At 64.2% G+C, this 20,561-nt stretch carries 16 protein-coding genes; 8 read left to right on the forward strand and 8 right to left on the reverse strand.

The genetic code is table 11. The features are described 5' to 3' along the window. Window positions 1–12: 12 nt before the first annotated feature. Window positions 13–3,381 carry an MFS transporter gene (locus tag ACFHWT_RS13160; RefSeq protein WP_416594886.1) on the forward strand — a complete coding sequence of 1,123 codons (3,369 nt, stop codon included), beginning with the start codon at window positions 13–15 and terminating at the stop codon, window positions 3,379–3,381. A gap of 60 nt (window positions 3,382–3,441) precedes the next feature. Here the strand turns inward: ACFHWT_RS13160 and queD are convergent, their stop codons facing one another. The 3 genes from queD to queC are packed head-to-tail and all read right to left on the reverse strand — an operon-like array spanning window position 3,442 to window position 5,155. After that, window positions 3,442–3,798 carry a 6-carboxytetrahydropterin synthase QueD gene (queD, locus tag ACFHWT_RS13165; RefSeq protein ID WP_416594887.1) on the reverse strand — a complete coding sequence of 119 codons (357 nt, stop codon included), beginning with the start codon at window positions 3,796–3,798 and terminating at the stop codon, window positions 3,442–3,444. Further along, window positions 3,798–4,445, reverse strand: coding sequence for a 7-carboxy-7-deazaguanine synthase (gene queE, locus ACFHWT_RS13170; RefSeq protein ID WP_416594888.1), 648 nt, complete (start codon window positions 4,443–4,445; stop codon window positions 3,798–3,800). The genes queD and queE overlap by 1 nt, the downstream gene beginning before the upstream one ends. After that, window positions 4,442–5,155, reverse strand: coding sequence for a 7-cyano-7-deazaguanine synthase QueC (gene queC / locus ACFHWT_RS13175; protein ID WP_416594889.1), 714 nt, complete (start codon window positions 5,153–5,155; stop codon window positions 4,442–4,444). The genes queE and queC overlap by 4 nt, the downstream gene beginning before the upstream one ends. A gap of 485 nt (window positions 5,156–5,640) precedes the next feature. Between queC and ACFHWT_RS13180 the strand changes: the two genes are divergently transcribed. The 3 genes from ACFHWT_RS13180 (at window position 5,641) to ACFHWT_RS13190 (ending at window position 8,209) form a co-directional block, all read left to right on the forward strand. Further along, window positions 5,641–6,651 (forward strand): zinc-dependent alcohol dehydrogenase, encoded by a 1,011-nt coding sequence (locus ACFHWT_RS13180; protein WP_416594890.1) that lies wholly within the window; start codon window positions 5,641–5,643, stop codon window positions 6,649–6,651. Window positions 6,652–6,749: 98 nt separating this feature from the next. After that, on the forward strand, window positions 6,750–7,637 hold the full coding sequence (locus tag ACFHWT_RS13185; RefSeq protein ID WP_416594891.1) for a WD40 repeat domain-containing protein: 888 nt from the start codon (window positions 6,750–6,752) through the stop codon (window positions 7,635–7,637). Window positions 7,638–7,696: 59 nt separating this feature from the next. Further along, entirely contained in the window at window positions 7,697–8,209 is a 513-nt protein-coding gene (locus ACFHWT_RS13190) for a DUF664 domain-containing protein (RefSeq protein ID WP_416594892.1), read from the forward strand. Between the two features lie 37 nt (window positions 8,210–8,246). Here ACFHWT_RS13190 and ACFHWT_RS13195 read toward each other — a convergent pair whose 3' ends face one another. Then, the gene (locus tag ACFHWT_RS13195; RefSeq protein ID WP_416594961.1) at window positions 8,247–9,491 is read right to left on the reverse strand and encodes an aminotransferase class III-fold pyridoxal phosphate-dependent enzyme; all 1,245 of its coding nucleotides are present in this window, start codon (window positions 9,489–9,491) and stop codon (window positions 8,247–8,249) included. 293 nt (window positions 9,492–9,784) lie between these two features. Here ACFHWT_RS13195 and ACFHWT_RS13200 point away from each other — a divergent pair, with 293 nt between their 5' ends. From ACFHWT_RS13200 to ACFHWT_RS13215, 4 genes are all read left to right on the forward strand, one after another. Further along, window positions 9,785–11,656 carry a B12-binding domain-containing radical SAM protein gene (locus tag ACFHWT_RS13200; protein ID WP_416594893.1) on the forward strand — a complete coding sequence of 624 codons (1,872 nt, stop codon included), beginning with the start codon at window positions 9,785–9,787 and terminating at the stop codon, window positions 11,654–11,656. Window positions 11,657–11,977: 321 nt separating this feature from the next. Continuing rightward, window positions 11,978–13,330 carry an aminotransferase class III-fold pyridoxal phosphate-dependent enzyme gene (locus ACFHWT_RS13205; RefSeq protein WP_416594894.1) on the forward strand — a complete coding sequence of 451 codons (1,353 nt, stop codon included), beginning with the start codon at window positions 11,978–11,980 and terminating at the stop codon, window positions 13,328–13,330. A gap of 31 nt (window positions 13,331–13,361) precedes the next feature. Continuing rightward, the gene (locus ACFHWT_RS13210; protein ID WP_416594962.1) at window positions 13,362–14,174 is read left to right on the forward strand and encodes an APH(3') family aminoglycoside O-phosphotransferase; all 813 of its coding nucleotides are present in this window, start codon (window positions 13,362–13,364) and stop codon (window positions 14,172–14,174) included. A gap of 68 nt (window positions 14,175–14,242) precedes the next feature. Then, entirely contained in the window at window positions 14,243–15,580 is a 1,338-nt protein-coding gene (locus ACFHWT_RS13215; RefSeq protein WP_416594895.1) for an aminotransferase class III-fold pyridoxal phosphate-dependent enzyme, read from the forward strand. A 120-nt stretch (window positions 15,581–15,700) separates the two neighbouring features. On the opposite strand, the gene queF is transcribed toward ACFHWT_RS13215, so the two are convergent. From queF to ACFHWT_RS13235, 4 genes are read right to left on the reverse strand one after another with little or no spacing between them, the layout of a single operon-like run. Then, window positions 15,701–16,072: a preQ(1) synthase gene (gene queF / locus ACFHWT_RS13220; RefSeq protein ID WP_416594896.1), complete on the reverse strand. Its 372-nt coding sequence runs from the start codon at window positions 16,070–16,072 to the stop codon at window positions 15,701–15,703. Window positions 16,073–16,079: 7 nt separating this feature from the next. Next, the gene (locus ACFHWT_RS13225) at window positions 16,080–17,336 is read right to left on the reverse strand and encodes a DegT/DnrJ/EryC1/StrS family aminotransferase (RefSeq protein ID WP_416594897.1); all 1,257 of its coding nucleotides are present in this window, start codon (window positions 17,334–17,336) and stop codon (window positions 16,080–16,082) included. Continuing rightward, on the reverse strand, window positions 17,333–19,315 hold the full coding sequence (locus tag ACFHWT_RS13230; protein WP_416594898.1) for a B12-binding domain-containing radical SAM protein: 1,983 nt from the start codon (window positions 19,313–19,315) through the stop codon (window positions 17,333–17,335). Before ACFHWT_RS13230 ends, ACFHWT_RS13225 begins: the two co-directional genes overlap by 4 nt. 1 nt (window position 19,316) lies before the next feature. Then, window positions 19,317–20,489 (reverse strand): glycosyltransferase family 4 protein, encoded by a 1,173-nt coding sequence (locus ACFHWT_RS13235; protein ID WP_416594899.1) that lies wholly within the window; start codon window positions 20,487–20,489, stop codon window positions 19,317–19,319. Between the last annotated feature and the right edge of the window lie 72 nt (window positions 20,490–20,561).

Genomic DNA, 20,561 nt, shown 5'->3' on the forward strand with positions numbered 1-20,561 from the left:
GAGACGGTCGTCGTGCGTGAAACAGCACGGCCGCTGCGGAGCCTGCGGGAGCGGCAGCTCGCGCTGGTCGTGCTCTGCGTAGGTGTGCTGATTTCCGTAGTCGACGGCTCCGCGGTGTATGTCGCCCTCCCGTCCATCCAGGTCGGCCTGGGATTCTCCCAGGCCGACCTGGCCTGGGTGGTGAACGCATACCTCATTCCCTTCGGTGGGCTGTTGCTCTTCGCCGGCCGGCTCGGCGACCTGATCGGCACGAAGCGGGTCTTCCTCAGCGGTCTCGGCCTGTTCACCGCCGCGTCGGTCGTCTGCGGGCTGGCGGATGACCAGGCCGTGCTGATCGGAGCACGGTTCGTGCAGGGGGTGGGTGGCGCGTTCACCACCGCGGTCGTGCTCAGCATGATCGTGACCATGTTTCCGAAACCCAGGGAACAGGCCCGGGCACTCGGCTTCTACGCCTTTGTGGCGGCGTCCGGAGCCGCGCTCGGCCAATTGGCCGGCGCAGCGCTGACTGCGTCGTTGAGCTGGCACTGGATCTTCTTCGTCAACGTTCCGATCGGGCTTATCACCATTCTTTCGGCAGTCCGGCTGCTGGACAACGTCCGCGACGTGACGGCCGGTGACGGGATCGACTGGATCGGCGCGTTGGCCCTGGTTGGCTCGTTGATGCTGGCGGTCTCCGCCATCGTGCAGGCCGATTTCAGTGAGCCGCGGACAACGCTGCTCGCCGGTGCGGCGCTGCTGCTGATGGCCGTGTTCGTCCGCTGGCAGCGGCGGGCCCGGAATCCGCTGATGCCCGGCGCGATACTTCGCGCCCGTAACGTCGCCTGGTCGAACATCGTCCTGGCCCTGATGGTCGCCGGGCCGACTGCCATGTTCTTCCTCTGCGCCCTCTATCTGCAGAACGTCCTCGGCTTCACGGTGATGGAACTGGGCTTCGCGTTCGTGCCGGCCGCTGTCGCGATCGGGGTCGGCTCGTTGAAGATCGCTCCCCGGCTCGCCCGCAAGCGGGACGCGAAGACGTTGCTTCTTCCCGCGATGGGCCTGATGGCCATCGGTCTGCTGCTGCTGGCCCGAATCCCGACGGAGGGCAGCTACTGGATCGACGTACTCCCGGCACTGCTGCTGATCGGTACCGGTTCCGGCCTTGCGACACCCCCCGTGTTGCGGATCGCCCTGGCCGACGCCACGCTCAAGGACAGTGGGGTTCGGTCCGGCCTGCTCAACACCACCCAGCAGCTCGGCTCCGCGATCGGACTGGCGGTGCTGGCCCCAGTAGCGGCCAACATCACGCAGTCAGCCATCGCCCGAGGTGAGACGACGGCTGCCGCATTGACCGACGGTTTCCAGATGGCATTCCTGGTCGGTTTCGGCACCATGGCCGTAGCCATGCTGCTCGCCGCCTTCGCGGTGGAGAGCGAGGTACCCAGGACTGCGCCCGACTCGCTGGACGAGACGGCATCGACGCCGCCGACTCGGCAGGTCGACCCGACCGGCGCTGCCGATCCCGACTTCCTCGCGGTGGGCCTGGGCGGCACCAACATGATGGCGATGCTCTGGTCGATCGCAAGCGGCCGGCGAGCGGTTGGTGTCGAGCTGCGGGGTGACCCCTACCTGACGCTCATGCAGTGGAAAGTCCGGGCCGACCTCTACCACCATCTCGCGGTCATCGACCGGATGATGCGGGAGCGCTACGGCGCGGACGGCATTCCGCGCCGGATCGACGGGAACCCATTCATCCTCCACGAAATCTTCTACCGGCCCGATGCCGAGGACGGCGCCGAGGCCCGAGCCGACGAGATCCTGTACGGATGGGCCGACTCGTGCGTCGGGGGACACGTCGGCACAGCGGAGTTCGTGGACGACAGGTGGAGGGACGGAAAGCCGCATCGGGCCGTCACCGTCACGCAGCCAGCGGCGCCGTCCCTGGATCTGAACCTGGATCCGGCAACCGTCGGACGCAAGATGGACGAGGTCTTCGCGGAGTCCCCCGCCTTCCAGGTCAACGCGGAGGATCTGCTGATCATGCTACGTCGGTACCTGGAGGAGATAGAGCGGATGGACCTGGCGGCCGGCCGGGAGCCGCGGTGCCGCCTCTTCACGTACCACCGGGTGGCAGAGCCGAGCCGGCCGAGCGGATGGCGGCGCTGGCTTCGCCGGGAACCGACCCAGGACCATGGTTTCGTTCGAAGCTCGGACGGTCGGCTGAGGGTTCAGATCGAGGCCATCCGGGAGATTGACGAGAAGGGCAGCTACCGACGGATCCGAGCCCGAGGTACCGAACCGGTCGATCTCGGCACCCCCGGTCTGATCATGATCGCTGAGGGGGTGGAGAGTGCCGACGCCAGTCGACTCGGGTTCACCCAGGAGATCGTAACCATCGACCACCAGGACGGTCGTGGTCCGGTCGTGGCTCAAGCCGACTACATCGTCGGACTGATCGCGGTAAACGTCGGGGCGAACTCCCGTCAGCGCATAGCCTCGGCCTTCGACAAGCAGGGCAACGAGTACTGGGTGCGGCAGATCACGCTCGGGCACGACGGCTTCAGCGAAACCGGCTGGACGATCCTGGAGGTACCGGACTACCGGACCTTCGATCCGATCCAGGCGGGCATGGTGCCGGCGATCACCCGTCAGGACTCCGCTGAGTACTTCGGAGCGCACCGCTACCTGATCCGGGACTACTTCCTGGACCAAGTGCCGCTGCTTACCGAAATTCCCCGCCAGGAGCTTGTTCGTACCCTCAGCCTCGCCACGCCAAAGCTGGTCAGCAATGTAGAGCGGATCGGGCTGGACGCCTTGGTCGCCCCGAACTGCGTGGTCGCCGGAGACTCGTTCGGAAACGGCAGTTTCCTGCTCAGTGGGGGCTCCGCAACCGGCATGATCGGTCACGCATACCGGGTTCTGCGCTACTGGCAGGAGCGAGACGAGGGGACCAGCCACGGTACTGCTGTGCGTCGACTCGCCGACGGCATCCGCGAGGACACCGCTGCCTGGCTGCGAGCTAGCGAGGCGGACTTCGCCCAGCCGGGGCATGCCCGAGCGGGCACCGATCCGCAGACCGGCAGGCGGCTCGATCCGCTGGCTCGGGAACGGATTCTCGAGGAGACGAGACGGCACCGCCGGTCCATCGTCAGGACCAGCAACCGTCTGGACGACTTCGGTCGACTGAACGTCTTTCCTGGCCGGCTGCAGATCCTCGGCCTGCGTCCGCTGCATCCGATGCCACCCGAAGCGCGCAACGGACAGACGGACGAGCAGGCAATGCCGGCAACGGCTGCTACGGCGAGCCGCGACGGCCGGCCGGGAGATCCCGTGGCGGCAGCTGAGGAGCAGGCCGGAATGGCCGCCGATCAAGGGGACCGGACGAGCGAGTCCCGGGTCTGAACCTGGAGGTGGTCGGGCCGGCCTCTGCGGTGGCCCGACCACCCGTAGAGCCCGGCCCGTTCAGTCCTCGCCTCGGTAGACACAGCCGGACGTGCAGGTTTCCCGAACCGTCACCGCCGACAACGGCAACTGCCCGACAAGTCGCTGCCAGATCCACCGGGCCAGCACTTCGCTCGTCGGATTTTCCAGTCCGGCGATTTCGTTGAGGTAGTGGTGGTCGAGTTGCTCGCGGACCGGTGCGAACGCCTGCTTGAGGTCGCCGAAGTCGATAACCCAACCGGTCTGCGCTCCGACCTGGCCACTGACGTGCACGGTGACCCGGTACGAGTGTCCGTGCAGGCGGGCGCATTTGTGTCCCTCGGGCACGTACGGCAGGCGGTGCGCGGCTTCGAAGGTGAACTCCCGGAAGATCTCCATCAGGCAATCCCAATGTACTTGTGAGTCTGCAAACTCAAGCGCCACTGTGGATGCTCCAGGCAGTACCGCACTGCGGCCGCGGTATTGGCGACTCGGTCCGGCCCGTCCATCGGCTGCAGCAGAAAATGGCCGAAGTCGAGGTGCTCGAAGCGAGCCGGGTCGGCCTCCGGCTGGGGGAAGACGAGCTTCAAGTCGTCACCCCGGGTGAGTACCACCTCCGTGCCGGCCTTGGGACTGACACATATCCAGTCGAGGCCTGCAGGCGCGGGCAAAGTGCCGTTGGTCTCGACCGCGACCTCGAAGCCTGCTTCGTGCAGGGCGGTCACGGCCGGCTCGTCCAGCTGTAGCAGTGGCTCGCCGCCGGTGCACACCACGTACCGTCGGCTGCGGGGGTGTGCCCGTCCTTGCCAAGCCTCCGCGACGGCGGCGGCCAGATCGGCGGCGGACGAGAATCGCCCGCCTCCGGTGCCGTCGGTGCCGACGAAGTCGGTGTCACAGAAGCGGCAAATCGCACGATGTCGATCGCGTTCCCGCCCGGTCCAGAGGTTGCAACTGGTGAAGCGGCAGAAGACGGCGGGGCGACCGGCATGCGTACCCTCGCCTTGGAGCGTGTAGAAGATCTCCTTGACCCGGTACACGCCGATCATCCGTTGCCGGACAGGGCAGGGTCGATCATGCCGAGTTCGGCGAAACCGCGTCGACGGAGCAGGCAGGAGTCGCAACTGCCGCAGGCCCGGTCGTCGACCGGGTCGTAGCAGCTGTGTGTCCAGGCGAAGTCGACACCCAGCTCCAGACCCCGCTGGATGATCGCGGCCTTGGTCAGCCGGATCAGCGGGGTGTGGATGCGCAGCCGCTGTTGCCCCTCGACGCCGGCCTTGGTGGCAAGATTGGCCATCGTCTCGTACGCAGCTATGTACTCCGGGCGGCAGTCCGGGTACCCGCTGTAGTCCAGTGCGTTCACCCCGATAAAAATGTCTGAGGCGTCCAGGGTCTCAGCCCAGGCCAGGGCGAACGACAGGAAGATCGTGTTGCGTGCCGGCACGTAAGTGACCGGGATGGTGTCGTCCATCTCGTCGGTGTTGGTACGGTGCGGTACCGCGAGCGCGTCGTCGGTCAGTGCCGACCCGCCGAAGGCCCGCAGGTCGATGTCGGCGACGATGTGTTGGGCCGCGCCGAGTGCCTTCGTCACGCGGGCGGCGGCGTCAAGCTCGACGGTGTGTCGCTGCCCGTACCGGAAACTGAGCGTGTGGGCCCGGTAGCCCTCGTGTATCGCGATCGCGAGCGCCGTCGTGGAGTCGAGGCCGCCGCTGAGCAGCACCACGGCATTACGCGTCCCCGTCGGCACGTGCTCCGCCACCTTCCACCCTCGTTTATCGGCACAGGTCTACCCAGCTGGCAAGCATACCCAGCGTGCCGCCAGAGCCCAGATCAGGGCCAGCGCGCCGGCGGGGGTCACGCCGGCCGACTCGCCGTGATCCGGTGGAACGAGGGCACCCTGCCGCCGCTGCCCGGCGATGCGGTGTGCCGGGACCTCGGGTCCTGGAATTCATCAGGGGTTCAGTGCGTCAAGAACCGCCGCAATGTCGATCGTCGTATCGTAAACTGGACGTTATCGATCATTGGTACGGCATCAGGTGAATCTGCTCCGGAACTGCGATGGCGCCAGGGTGCGGATCGGTCACCTGACGCACTTGGCGTAAAGCCGCATATGTTTGGCGAAAAATCCTAGTTGAGTCTCGATCATCTGTCAAGCTCCAGTTTGCGGTGCGGAAACTGTTGAGCCTTGATCTCCCGGCATCTAAAGTGTTCGAGAGATCGACTCACGACCGTGTGGGGGGACGGATGCGGGCGCTGCAGTTCCATGGTGGACATAAGGCCCAGATTGTAGACCTTCCTCGCCCGGAGGCTCCTCCTGGTTGGGCAGTCGTGAAGGTGCACTACTGCTGTCTCTGCGGCAGCGACCTATGGCTGTTCCGTGGCAAATGGCACGGCAACCGGTACCCGATCGTGCCCGGCCATGAGTGGGCCGGTGTGGTGGATTCCGCTCCGGACGGTCATGAATCCTGGGTTGGCCGTGCGGTCACGGGTGATCTGATCGTCGGCTGCCAGGTCTGCGGGCCATGCCGGGACGGGTTACCGGTGATGTGCGAGAACCTCGTCGAGATCGGCTTTACCGTGGACGGCGGCTGCGCGGGTTACGTCGCGGCCCCGCTCGCCAACCTCTATCCGCTACCGGAGGGGATGGACCTGGCCGCCGCGAGCCAGGCCGAACCGCTCGCTGTCGCCTTGCACGCGCTGGACCGGATCAGCCTCCGTCCCGCTGAGCGAGTGGCCGTACTGGGCGCCGGCGGTATCGGCCAGCTGCTCATCCAGGCGGCTCGCGCGGCCGGGGCAACGGTAACGCTTGTCACTGACCTGGTCGCCGAGCGCCGCAAGGTCGCCGAGGAGAGCGGAGCCGTCGTCTCGGTCCATCCCAGCGAGCTGCCAGAACTCACCAGCTACGCGGACAAGGTGGACGTCGTGTTCGAGGCGTCCGGTGATCCGAAGTCGGTGGTCCGTGCGCTCGATCTGGTCCGCCCCGGCGGCCGGGTCTGCCTGGTGGGCTACCAGGTGGGTGCCGAACACCCGCTGGAAACCGCACGGCTGCCGCTGGAGTACGCCAGTATGGTCGGCGTGATGGGACCGGGCGGTAAGTATCGCGAGGCCGTGGACCTCATCGCGGACGGCGCGATCGATACTCGGCGGATTCTCACCGACATTGTCCTACTTGACGACTACTCCCCGGCCATCGACCGGGCGATCAACCGAACCGGTAGCACGATCCGGGTCGTCTTCGATCTTCGCGAGGAGTAGTCCCGCCTGGTTCGAGTCTCGATTGGGCCCCTGCCCTAACGTCAAGACGGAGTAGACAGGTGGAGTTGGCAGCAGCAAATCCGACCCGGGAACCCCTGATGCTTGTCGGGCATGAGCGGGGCGTGATCAGCGCAGCTTTTCACCCGGCGGATCATCTGGTCGCCACCAGTGGCGAGGACGGCACCGTCAGGCTCTGGGACGCAGGTACCGGGGAGCCGGTTGGCCGCCCGCTGGGCGGACACACCGATACGGTCTGGCTGGTGGCCTTCCACCCTGATGGCAGGTTGCTGGCCAGCGCGAGCGAGGACCGGACCGCTCGGCTATGGGACATCACCACTGGTCGGCAGGTCGGCCGCCCCTTGACCGGCCACACCGCCGGCGTCTACGGCTTGGCGTTCCATCCCACCGGAGAACTTCTGGCCACCGGCAGCGCAGACCATACCGTACGGCTCTGGGGGGTCCCTGGTGGCGACCCGGTGGGGAGCCCGTTGACCGCGAGCCGAGACGAGATCGACGGGGTGGCCTTTCACCCGGACGGCCACCTGATCGCATCGACCGGCGACGCACTTCGGTTGTATGACACCGCCACCGGCTGTCTAGTCGGCAAACCGCTGGTCGGCCACTCGAAGGGTACGGTCAGCGTCGCGTTCAGCCCTGACGGACGGCTTCTGGCCAGCGGATCCGACGACCGAACTGTTCGGATCTGGGACTACTCGGTGGACGGGCCGGCGGTCGACCCGCTGGTCGGGCACACCGACGCGGTGGACGGCGTGGCGTTCCATCCGGATGGTCTCTTGCTCGTCAGCGCAGCCGAGGACTGCACCGTACGGGTCTGGGAGGTCGGGAGTGGGCGAGAGGTCGGGCAGTTGACGACCGGGCACACCATGCCGGTGTGGAACGTCGCCTTCGACCGGACCGGCACCCGCATCGTCACGGCCAGCCAGGACGGTACCGCCCGGGTCTTGCCGTTTCCGACTTTTTCGTAGCAGCAAACTAGCCGCTGGCTAGCCCGCATCTCCCAACCAGACATCGAAAGGACCATCGCATGACCTGGACCGCACCTACCGTCGACCGGAAGCCAGATCCCGCATCGGGCGACGAGGCCACCGTACTGGCGGGATGGCTCGACTACCACCGGGACACTCTGCTGCTGAAGTGCTCGGGCCTGACTGCAGAGCAGCTGACGACCAACAGCGTCCCGGTGACCGATCTGACCCTGCTCGGTCTGCTGCGTCACATGACCGAACTGGAGCGGTGGCTACGTAGCCTCTTTTCCGGGGAGACAATCGACGATCCGTACTCCACGGAGGAGCGTCCGGACGCCGCCTTCGACGACGCCGCCACGGCGGACGTGCAGGCCGACTTCGAGCTTTACCTACAGGAAGTGGAGCTGACCCGCAAGGCCTTCACGCTGCGCAGCCTGGATGAGACGTACGAGGACGAGGGCGAGGTACGTAACCTGCGGACCACGGTGGTGCACATCCTTGAGGAGTACGCACGACACAACGGCCACGCGGACCTCATCAGGCAGAGCATCGATGGTGCGAAGGGCGATTGACTAGCCGTCGGGTGTCACCGGTGCCTACCAGGTTCACTCAAAGCTGGCCGGTCACGTAGTCCACACACTCAGCCAAGCTCCAACCGTTCGGCCGCCCCGGGAGCCCGTCCATCTGGCAGAAGGCCGACTGCACCCGGTCGAGCTGGGTGACCTCCCGCCCGACGAGGTCGGGCCGGGAAGCCACCATCGCCGTGAGCGCGCGGCCGAGCCTGTCGAGCGCGTCGTCGACTACCTCGTCCCGGAAGCATGCCGAGGGATACTGCTGGTCGGACGGTTCAAGGATGAGTCCTTCGGCCAAGGCGTGCGGCAGGAGGATCTGCTCTACCTCCGGAGCGCAGACGAACTGGAACGCGGCACCGGTTCCGGCCATCTCGATCGGCAGGTCGTGAGCATCGATCAGCTTGGTAGCTTCGGACACGAATCGTCCACCATCGGCGCCAAGGCGGGCCTGGACGTCCAGCTCAGTCAGCCGGTCGAGGGTGGCCGCGGCGGCCGCGAAGCTGGGGGTCTCGAAGGTGAGGGTCGAGACGAACTCGGCGAGCGGGTCCATGAAGCGTTCATCCCCAGCCACGCAGGACAATGGCCAGCCGTTGCTGATGCCCTTGGCGTAGGTGTAGATGTCGGCTTGGACCCCGGCTCCGTTGACTGAGGCGCCTCGGAGCATGCGGTAACCGTGCTTCACCTCGTCGGCGATGGTCACCACCCCGGCCCGCTGGCATCGGTGGAACAGCTCGGCGATGTACTGCGGCGAGACATGGATGTAGTCCGGTGCGATGATGACCGCGGCGAGTTCGTCCGCGTACTCGTCGAGCACCTTGTCGAGCAGTTCAGGCAGGTGGTAGCAGTGCAGCACGCCTTCCGAGTTCGGCTGGCCCGGCGGGGTGAACTCCCACATCAGGTCGTAACCGTGGTAGCCGCAGCTGGCAATCAGCCGGCGGCCGGTGACCTGACGCGCGGCCGAAGCGGCTGCCCGGGTCGCCGCCGTGCCGGTCTTGAAGAACGCCACGCGCTGCTCACCGGGGAGGTCTCCGGCGATCTGCTCGGCTAGCCGGTTCTGCAGGTCCAGTGAGGCGGCCGCTGGCAGACCGGTGCGTACCGCCGCCAGGACTGCGGAGGTGACCACGGGGTCCTGATGCCCGAGCAACACGCTGCCGAAGGAGTTGGAGAGATCGACGAGGCCACGACCTGCCGCGTCGTACACGTACGCTCCCTCCCCTCGGACGAGGGTGAGGTTCCGAGCCACTTCGTACGGCGTGCAACCATCAGCATTGGCTATTCTCATCAGGGTGACCTCCGGCTCGTCCTGCGCCCCTCGGCCGGTTGTGGGCGACACCTCGAAATCATAGGGGCCAAATTGGCAAACCGCGAGCGCTTGCCGCAGAGTGGCATCCTAGGGGCGGTGTCTGGTGACTGTCCGCTATTGTGCTCCAGCTTGTCCACTGTGTAGCTATACGCAGAGCCAGGTCTACTTGGGCATTTGCCTCGGTCGCAGTGTCGATTATCATGTAGCGGGGGCGCGGCGCGATCTGGCAAACGCGCTGGTGGCCAGCGCCTTCTATTATGGAAGGTGACCAAATGAAAGTATTCCTCGTTAAGCCGCCGATCCGTGGATGCATGGTAGAAATCGGACGTCACGTCCCTATCGGTCTAGCCTACGTGTCGGGAGCGCTGCGTGCGGCCGGCCACGACACGGAGATCTTCGACTCTTTGGCTTTTACCGAGGACAACCACGTCGTTCCGCCCGACGACCTGACCGCGATCGAGCAGGCGAAGCTAGACCGCCATCCGCGGTGGCAGCACATTATGCACTGGGGCGCCCGACCGGAGCGTATCGAAGCGGCCCTCGCCGCCAGTAACGCGGACGTTGTCGGCATTTCATGCATGTTCACTCCGTACTACGAGAGCGCCTACGAGCTGGCGAAAATGGCAAAGCGGGTCCTGCCGCACGCAAAGGTCATTCTTGGTGGGCAGCACGGCACCGTCGCCTTCCCGCACGTCCTAGAAGTTCCTGAGATCGACGTGGTGATGCTCGGCGAAGCCGAGGTGACAACGGTCGAGCTGCTGGACGCGTTGACCGCCGGGCGGCCCTTGACCGAGATGCTCGGGGTGGCGTTTCGCTGTGGCGAGGCGCTCTGCGGGTGCGCGACGGCCGGCCCGCCGCATGTGCGTCCGCGGGCACCGTTTGTCGCGGATCTCGACTCGCTCGCGCCACCAGCCGCAGACCAGCTGGACTTCGACCGGTACGGTGCTGCGGTCACCCTTATCACGAGCCGAGGCTGCCCGTTTTCTTGCTCGTTCTGCACTGTGCACGCAACGGTCGGCAAGCAGTTCCGGGCCCGAGACCCCGAGCGCGTAGTCGACGAGATTGAGCACTACGTCAATGTGTACGGGATCCGTCGGTTCCTGGTGGAGGACGACAACTTCACCTTTGACATCGGGCGGGTCCACGCCATCTGCCGGGAGATCGTCCGGCGGGGCCTCGACATCCGCCTTAGCTTGCCGAACGGCATGACTGTCGTGAAACTCACTGAGGACCTGGTGGAAAGCATGGTCTCGGCGGGCTTCGACGACCTCTTTCTCGGGTTGGAGACCACCGACGCAGCTCGATTGCGAAAGATGCGCAAGGGATTCACCTCGCTGGACAAGGTCTCCGCCGGGGTTGCCCTGTTCGAGAAGTTCGGATTGAGTGCGAGTGCGGCGATCATTGTCGGACTGCCCGACCAGAGTCTCGACGCGATCATTCAAGATGCCGTGAACCTAGTGCTGGCCGGGGTCGACTTCTGGACCAACCCGTTTTATCCGATCTACGGGTCCCCTGACTACCAGACATGCCTATCGCGGGGCATCGTCGACCCACTGACCGATCCAGCGTTGTTCGACCAGTTCAATTTTGCCTTCGCCAACGGTGTCCTAGCAGCAGACGAATTGTATACCGTGTGGGTCGGAACTCTGGCCATGGCGCTTTGGCCGAAGTATGTCGTCGAAGGGGCGGAGCGCCGTGAACAGGGGCCGGTCACCGTCACGGAGGCCGGCGAGCGGCTGGTCGAACACAGCATGGCCCAGTTGGATCCGGCGAGCCCGGAGGAGCTGCCGGCCACCGTGCGGGCGGTCCAGGAGAGGGTCGACGGACTGCTGGCGCTGAGCCATCCGCTGGGATGTGTCTGCGTGATGCAGCACGTCGCGGACCCCGACAGGGGCGCGGGTGCCGACCAGTTCTGTCGATTCGCGGGTGACATGATCGCCGCCGCCATCGCTTTGTACACCGGCGAGGCGCAGGTCAGTAACCAGGTGGGGGCGCAGACAGCCGGCGACGTCGAAGGATGTTCGTTCGTTATCCGGCCAACCGACGATGAGCGGATCGGTCGAATTCAGCGTCGCTTCGTTGAACTGCTCGACCGGGGACGGAAGGAAGCCGACCCAATCCCGGCCGAGGTCGCTGCTTCCTGACCCACAGACTATTGAAATACACCTCGGGCCTTGCCGCAGGGTTGGTGAACCGTTCGAGTCGCGACAGACGGTTCGACCCAGCTCGGCTTGCCGAGGGCGACCATGCTTGTCCACGGAGTCGCCGCAGCGTTGATGTCGAACGTGAAAAAATTGTTCCCTGTGCGGTTGCCGTGACATATACTGATGCCAACGGTGTTCCTGGGTGGCTGATGATCGCCGACTGTCAGACAGACCCGTCTGGTAACCGACGCACACAGGCCGGCGTCGATCACAGTTATCTCTTGGACTCGAGTCGAATCGGCGAGAGAAGGTATACGATTCATGAAGCCTGCCAACTTGACGAACCAAGAGCTGGTGGAGCGTGCCCGCCGGGTCACCGCGGCGGAGAAGTACGATATCGAAACCCGCTTCTCGGCTATGATTCGGTCGGGCGAGGGCGCGTGGTTGACTGATCTGGAGGGAAACCGGATGGTCGACCTTACCGCCGCTAGTGGGACTATCATTCTCGGACACCGTCATCCTGCGGTGGTTGAGGCTATGGTTCGGCAGATTCGGGATTTTGGTACGGCGTTTGCTTCGACGTTGTCGGTGCCGCGGGTGGAGTTGGCGGAGCGGTTGTGCGAGCGGTATTCCTGTGCGGAGAAGGTGGTGTTCCACAAGACTGGTTCCGAGGGGACTGCGATGGCGGTTCGGCTGGCTCGGGCTGCGACGGGTCGGGAGCTGGTTTTGTCTTGTGGGTATCACGGGTGGCATGAGTGGCAGTTGGCGTCGGAGCTTTTTGGTTATCAGCAGACGACTGGTGTGGTGGGTTTCGGGTACAACGAAAAGGCCTTGGGGAGGATGTTGGAGGCCTTTGGTGATGAGGTGGCGGGGGTGCTTGTCTCGCCGGAGTTGTTGTATTTCGATGTTGAGTTTTATCGTCGGATGTCGGCGTTGTGTGGGCGCTATGGTGTGCCGTTCATGATGGATGAGGTGTATACGGGGTTCCGGGCGGGTCCGAAGGGTGTGCACGGGTTGGGGGTGCCGGCGGACGTGGTGGTGGTGAGTAAGGGGTTGGCGAATGGTCATTCGTTGGCTGCGGTGATGGGTCGGCGGGACATCATTGACGCGTACGATGTGTCGGGTATTCAGGGTACGTACACGCGTGAGGTCCCGCCGATGGCGGCTGCGTTGGCGGTGTTGGATGTTCTGGACACTCCGGGTGTTTATGGGAATGCTGAGGCGATGGGACGGCGGTTGGCGGATGGTATGCGGGAGGTTCTGGTTGGGGAGGGTATTCCGAATTGGGTTGGTGGGCCGGAGTTGATGTTTGATGTGGTTTTGCCGAATGATGATCTGGGTTGGGAGATTTATCGGACGGCGCATGAGTACGGGGTCTATTTCGAGGATTCTGGTACGCAGTTGGTGACGATGGCGTTTGATGAGGCTGCGGTGGATCATGCGTTGTCGGCGTTCAGGAAGGCTGTGCGTCAGGTGGTCGTGGATCGGCCGGATCTGGTGTTGCGGTCGGGTGGGGAGTTGACGCAGGAGCGGAAGTTGGATTTTGCCGAGGAGGCGTTTGGGGGTCTTTTGCGGGATGACGAGCGGACGAACATGTTGATCGAGGCGACTATTGAGCAGGTGGTGAACCGGGATCGCCGGGTCAAGCCGGTCCTCGTTCCGGCCCAGGACTGACCCGGATCGTAGTTTGATGCGGGCCACCAAGATGGTTGTAGCAGCACCGATTTCGGTGGCTGGCTGGGGCAACAAGAGCGATCAATGGGTCTGCCTGGGCGAGCGCTCGTCGGGTGCGACCGTCTACAGTGTCGGTGCGGAGCCCTGCTTCTACGTGAAGACGACGCCGCCCAGACATCCCGACGACCACAGGTTCAGCCCGGCAAGAGAGGCCGAACGTCTCCGTTGGATGACCGAGCAGGGACTCCCCGTCCCGGAGGTGGTGGCGCTCGGCCGCAACGACGAACTGGAGTGGGTCGTCACCCGCAGGTTGCCGGGGCGGCCGGCAGCCCGCCACTGGAGTCCGGACGAGCGGTGGCGGGTGATCGACGTAGTCGCCGAAGTCGCCAGCACGCTGCACGGGCTTCCGGTCGAGCAGTGCCCGTTCGAGCGGCGGTTGGCCCAACTGGTCCACCAGGCACGGGTTTCGATGTCACTCGGCGCCCTGGACCTCGACGACATGGACCAGTCGCACGAAGGTTGGACGGCGCAGCAACTCTGGGACGAGTTGAGCCGGCTGACGCCGCCCCCTGAGGACGACCTCGTTGTCTGCCACGGTGACCTCTGCCTCGACAATGTGTTGGTGGATCCGGAGACGTTGACCTTGGCCGGGATCCTGGATGTCGATCGGGCCGGGGTCGCTGATCGGTGGACGGACCTTGCACTGGCGCTGTACAACATCGGCCAGGACGACGTCTGGGGTTACGGGAAGCCGCACGCCGAGCACTTCCTGCGACGGTACGGCTGCACGACCGTCGACCAGGACAAACTGACCTACTTCCAGCTGTTGGACGAATTTCTCTGATTCGATCAGGGCGGCCGGGCGGTGGCCGGACGTCCGCCAACTACGATGTGAAATGACGTGATGGGCAGATGAACTACGGTGAACTAATAGCGCGTGCCCGGCGGACGACCGCGGCGGAAGAGTCCGATATCTCGGGCCGTTATCCATCGGTCATCGCGCACGCTCAGGGCGCCTGGATGACGGACTTGTCAGGAAAGCGATACGTGGACCTCACGGGCGCCGATGCTGCGGTGATCCTCGGTTACCGTCATCCTGCGGTGGTTGAGGCTATGGTTCGGCAGATTCGGGATTTTGGTACGGCGTTTGCTTCGACGTTGTCGGTGCCGCGGGTGGAGTTGGCGGAGCGGTTGTGCGAGCGGTATTCCTGTGCGGAGAAGGTGGTGTTCCACAAGACTGGTTCCGAGGGGACTGCGATGGCGGTTCGGCTGGCTCGGGCTGCGACGGGTCGGGAGCTGGTTTTGTCTTGTGGGTATCACGGGTGGCATGAGTGGCAGTTGGCGTCGGAGCTTTTTGGTTATCAGCAGACGACTGGTGTGGTGGGTTTCGGGTACAACGAAAAGGCCTTGGGGAGGATGTTGGAGGCCTTTGGTGATGAGGTGGCGGGGGTGCTTGTCTCGCCGGAGTTGTTGTATTTCGATGTTGAGTTTTATCGTCGGATGTCGGCGTTGTGTGGGCGCTATGGTGTGCCGTTCATGATGGATGAGGTGTATACGGGGTTCCGGGCGGGTCCGAAGGGTGTGCACGGGTTGGGGGTGCCGGCGGACGTGGTGGTGGTGAGTAAGGGGTTGGCGAATGGTCATTCGTTGGCTGCGGTGATGGGTCGGCGGGACATCATTGACGCGTACGATGTGTCGGGTATTCAGGGTACGTACACGCGTGAGGTCCCGCCGATGGCGGCTGCGTTGGCGGTGTTGGATGTTCTGGACACTCCGGGTGTTTATGGGAATGCTGAGGCGATGGGACGGCGGTTGGCGGATGGTATGCGGGAGGTTCTGGTTGGGGAGGGTATTCCGAATTGGGTTGGTGGGCCGGAGTTGATGTTTGATGTGGTTTTGCCGAATGATGATCTGGGTTGGGAGATTTATCGGACGGCGCATGAGTACGGGGTCTATTTCGAGGATTCTGGTACGCAGTTGGTGACGATGGCGTTTGATGAGGCTGCGGTGGATCATGCGTTGTCGGCGTTCAGGAAGGCTGTGCGTCAGGTGGTCGTGGATCGGCCGGATCTGGTGTTGCGGTCGGGTGGGGAGTTGACGCAGGAGCGGAAGTTGGATTTTGCCGAGGAGGCGTTTGGGGGTCTTTTGCGGGATGACGAGCGGACGAACATGTTGATCGAGGCGACTATTGAGCAGGTGGTGAACCGGGATCGCCGGGTCAAGCCGGTCCTCGTTCCGGCCCAGGACTGACGTTGTGCGACCAGGCCGGTGGGGGCGTGGTCGGACAAAGCGAGACGGCGGTGGTCGGCGTTCCGTTGAGGAACGCCGACCACCGCCGTCTCGCCGCGCCCCACTCGGAGCGCTGACCGGTCAGCGCTGGTAGGTGCTCGACGCTGCCAGCGCGATGCCGCCACGGACGTTGAAATCAACGGTGACCTTGAGAAAGACGGGATCGAGGGCGGCTACCAGATCATCGCGCATCTTCGTCGCCAGGTGCTCGTGGAAGATGCCTTCGTCCCGGAAGGTCTCCAGGTAGAGCTTGAGGCTCTTGGTCTCCACACCCCGGTCACCCGGACGGTAGTCGATCCGGATGGTCGCCCAGTCCGGCTGCCCCGTGATGGGGCAGCGGCAGGTGAACTCCCGGCAGTCGATCGTGATCTCCTGCGAGCTGTCCGTGATCGGAAAGGTATCGAGTGTCCGGTCAGGCTTGGCCTCCGGCTGCCCGAGCTTCGTCAGCGCCATGGACTGATCATAGGCTCTGCCGTAATGCGCCGAGATTGTCCCTAACTTTGACCACCGCGTCCAGCATGTCCTGTACGTCCTCCGGCTCAACCGACAGCAGAGAGTGGTGAATCCACACCGCCTCGTCGAAGGCGACCCGCTCGGCCACCGGCAAGTGGAACGCGTCCGGGGAGATCTTGTCGCCGTACCGATCCCGGATCGCCGGCCAGTCGTCGGCGGTTATGTGGAACAGCGGGTCACGGTGCAGCGGCGGGTAGAAGGTGTTCCCCTCGAACTCCACACCCTCAGCGAGGATCGCCTCCAGCACCTTGTCCCGGTGCAGCCCTTCCCACGCGTCCGTGTCAAAACGGAAGAGAAGTTCATACCGCTGCCGCCGGGTGACCCGTGGGTCCTCCGGTAGTGGGAGGAACCCGCCGATCTCGGTAAGCCCCTTGGTGAGCAGCTCCGCCATCGCCGTGCGTTGTTCGTCGAGGGCGTCGTACTGGTCGAGTTGGCCGAGCAGCACGGCTGCTTGCATTTCGGTGGCCCGATGGTTCCAGCCGAAGACCCGCCCCGGGAACCTGTCGTACGGGGCCTCCTTGCGGCCGACGTGCACCAGGGACATGGCGCGGTGGAACGCCTCCTCGCTGCCGGTGACCAGGAAACCACCCTCGCCCGACGTCATGATCTTGCTGGTCTCGAAGCTGTAGCTGCCGGCGTCGCCGACGGTGCCGACACATTGCCCGCGCCACTGAGCGAAGTGAGCGTGTGCGCAGTCCTCGATGAGTAGGAGCTCGTGTCGGCGGCAGATGTCCAGCAGGGCATCCATGTCCGCGACCTGGTTTCCCAGGTGAACAACCATGACCGCCCGAGTCCGGTCGGTGATGGACTCCTCGACCTTGGCCGGGTCGATACACCAGTTGTCGTCGGAGATGTCGGCCAGCACCGGTACCGCGTTGACGTGCACGATGCCGGCGACCGTCCCGATCCAGGTGAAGCCGGTCGTGATGACCTCGTCGCCGGCGTGCACCCCGAGCGCTCGCAGCGCCACCGAGAGGCTCACGGTGCCGTTGACCATCAGAACCCCGTACCTGGCGCCCAGTCTGCTGGTGAACTGTTCGGCGAACTGCTGGTGCAGGGTGTTCGGGAAGGGGATGCCTCCGAGGTTGCGGGATTCGATCACACCGCGGAGCCGCTCTACGTCCTGTGGACCGACGTGCGGCCACTCGGGCCATGGCCGGGTCCGGACCGGGTCGCCACCGAGGATCGCCAGATTCTGGTTCATCCGTGGCTACCTGCCCCGGCGAGGGCCCCGAGGGCGATGTCTGGGTCGATCTCGAAGACCGTGCCCTTGTCTGTCATGTCGGTCCACTGCTGCTGGACCTTGTAACCGATGGGCACAAGTCCGTCGAACGGCATGTTGTTGTGCTTCACCCAGTAGTTCTCGAGCGCGAAGGATCCGGCGCGCAGACTCAGCCGATACACGGAGTCGTCCGGCGCGACCCGGGAACGTTCCTGCTCCACGTCGACTTCCTGGGCGCCCTTGAACCGCTGCATCGTCCGGACCAGGATGTCGCGGTAGACCTCCTGGGCCTCCTCGTCGCTGTACCCGGAGCGACGGCTGAAATGTAGATTATGATGGAAGCTCTGCTGCTCGTCCTCGTCGATGTGAATCCCGTACTCGTCTGGTCGTAGCTGGATGGGGGAGTTTCGTTCGACGATGAAGTCGGCGATCTGGTAGGTCACGGTGTCGTGGTAGTTGCTGAGGAACTCGTATAGTTCCTCAGCCTCGTCCCGATTCTCGGTGGGCAGGCCGACGATGGTCATCAGGAACGGCTTGTAGCCCAACTCCCGGCTGTCCTGGAGCAATCGGTGGACGACGTCCATCCGGTTGCCCTTGCGGACCAGCTCGAGCAGCCGTTCATTTGCTGTCTCCAAGCCGAAGCGGAGCGTGCCCTGTGAGTCACGCATCTTGGTCAGTACTGCCTTGTCGATGTTGCCCTCGAAGCGGACGTCGACCTCCCAGAACAACTCCGGCCGCTTCTTCGCGATGAAGAAGTCAGCGATCTCGACCAGCCGCTTTGCCGGGAAGACCGCGTCGGCGAAGTCGAAGTGTACGACACCAGGATACAGCTCAAGAAACGTGTCGATGTCATTTTGAATGTTCTCGGTGCTGCGTTCCCGGTAGCTCCAAGGCGCAAAGTTGGTGATCGCGTTGCAGAACGAACACTTCATATAGTAGCAGGAGCGTGAACCCTGCAGCACCAGGCTGCCCTGACCCTCGCGGAACGTGGTGTAGAGCGACAGATCGAAGTCGCTGTAGTCGGGAGTCGGGATCTGGTTCATGTCGGCGACCCAGGAGATGTCGCCGCTGCGCTCGTAGCTGCCGTTCTCGGTCCGCCAGTGGGTGTTGGGGACATTCTCTCGCGGCTTCGACATCTCCAGTAGCAGTTTGCGGCCGACCGGCTTCGTGTCAAGCACGCTCTGCTCGGACATCGGCTTGCAGCCGCCCGGGATACCGACCGGCCGTTCGCCCCGCGACAGCGCCTCGGCCATTTTCAGCAACGGCTCCTCGCCTTCACGTACGACCAACGCGTCGATCAGGTCGCCCAGTTCGGGACAAGACTCGAGGCGTGGGATCAGCATGTCGGCGAATGAGGTCACCCAGGGCCCACCCCAGCAGATGTAGAGATCTGGGTTTTCCTGCTTCATCAGGTAGCCCAGGGTCAGCGCGGGGATGACCTGGTTGTAGCCCATGATCGAGAAGCCCATTAGGCCGAGTTCGGAGGCTCGGCCGGCGACCTTCTCTCGGTAGAACGCGTGGTAGATGTTCGCATCCGGGTCTCGGACCAGCTTCGCGACACGTTCCGGTTCGTCACGCAGGATCGACAGGAACTCGCAGTACGAGAATGGGAACGGTGGGTCCCAGATTGAGAGGCTTTCCGGCGCCACCCGACACTGCTGCTGCAGTTCCCACTGCTCAAAGTTGGTCTCGGTGAAGTAGTTCCCGGTGATATGGTTCAAAAAGAACTGCTTGATAAACGGCTTGGTGAAGTCATGGATGTTCTCCGTGCCCTGAACCTGTTCGATCTCGACTCGGCTCAGCAGATACTCATTGAAGTCCGCGTTGAGGTCCAAACCTCGGGCTGGCATGCCCTTGTCACGAAGGTACGCCGTGAGGGTCGCCACGGAGATCGGTGGGGTCTCCGCCAGCAACGATGGCGGGAAGGCGACACCGGTGACGATCTTGTCAGGGACGGTCATCTCAGGACTCCTTCATTAGGGATAGATAGATCGCCTCAAGGCGAGCACCTGCGGACGCGAGAGAGTACTCCCGTGCAGGAATCGGTTGGGCGTTCTCCGCAAGGCGCCGGGCCAACTCCGGATCGTCGAGCACCATCTCAATGGCGTCGGCGAGCTTCGGTGGGTCGAACGGCGGCACCAGCACGCCGGTCTTCATGTGCTCGACCAGCTTGTGTACACCACTGACGTCGTGCGCTACGACTGGTCGCCTCATCAACATGTACTCGAGCACCACGACCCCCAGCTCCTCGTATAGCGAAGGCAGGACGGCCAGCGTCGAGAGCGAGATGATCGACGGGATGTACTCGGGGAGCAGAAAACCGGTGATGATCAGGTTGTCGGCGACCCCGAGTTGGCGGGCCAACGCCTCGATGTCCGCGCGCTGCGGACCGTCGCCGGCTATGAGGAATCGGCAGTTACGTCGCTTGGCGACCTCTGCCGCAGTCCTGACAAACCAGTCGACGCCCTTTTCGGAGGATATTCTTCCGACGTACAGGATCGTCGGTTTGTTGTCGGTGAGTCCGAACTTGCGACGCAGTTCCTCTCGGCGCTCGGGCGTATCGTGGCCGACAAACTTGTCGGTCACCAGGTGGGCGAGCCGATGCACACGATCGTCCGGTACGTGCAACTCGTCGCGGATCTGCTCACGCACCTTGTCGCTGAGGGTGAGAACCGCGCCGGAGTGCTGGATGACGTACTTCTCGGCCGACTTTGCCAACGGGTCGACCACCTGTTCGAACACCGTGGTCGGGTGCTGGGTCAACGACCGGCAGGAATAGATGTGCGACACGATCGGCACGTCGAGCACCTTCGCGGCGGCGTACGCGTAGGCCGGCGCCGACCCGGACCCGTCACAGTGCGCGTGCACGATGCCGATCTCGCGCCGGAGCTGCTCCCGGTTGCGGACCACGTAGAGGAGGCTTGCCTTCGCCCATGCCCCGACCAGCCCGAAGTATCCCTCGAGCTTGGACGGAATCGGTAGTACGGGCAGCCGCCGGGCGTGCACACTTATGTTCGGCGCGGTCTGGAGGTCCTTCGGGACGCCGGGTGGGGCCATCGTGAGAACCCGCTGCGGGAACCCCCGCCGGGCCATCTCCGTCACGATCGCATGGCCCAGCACGTGCATGCCGCCCATCGGGTCGAACCGGGGCTGCCACAGCTTCTGGTGGTCGGCGTACAGATAGAACGGTGTCATCGAGAGGACGCC

Source organism: Micromonospora sp. LOL_021, from assembly GCF_048060215.1.
Taxonomy (GTDB): domain Bacteria; phylum Actinomycetota; class Actinomycetes; order Mycobacteriales; family Micromonosporaceae; genus Micromonospora_E.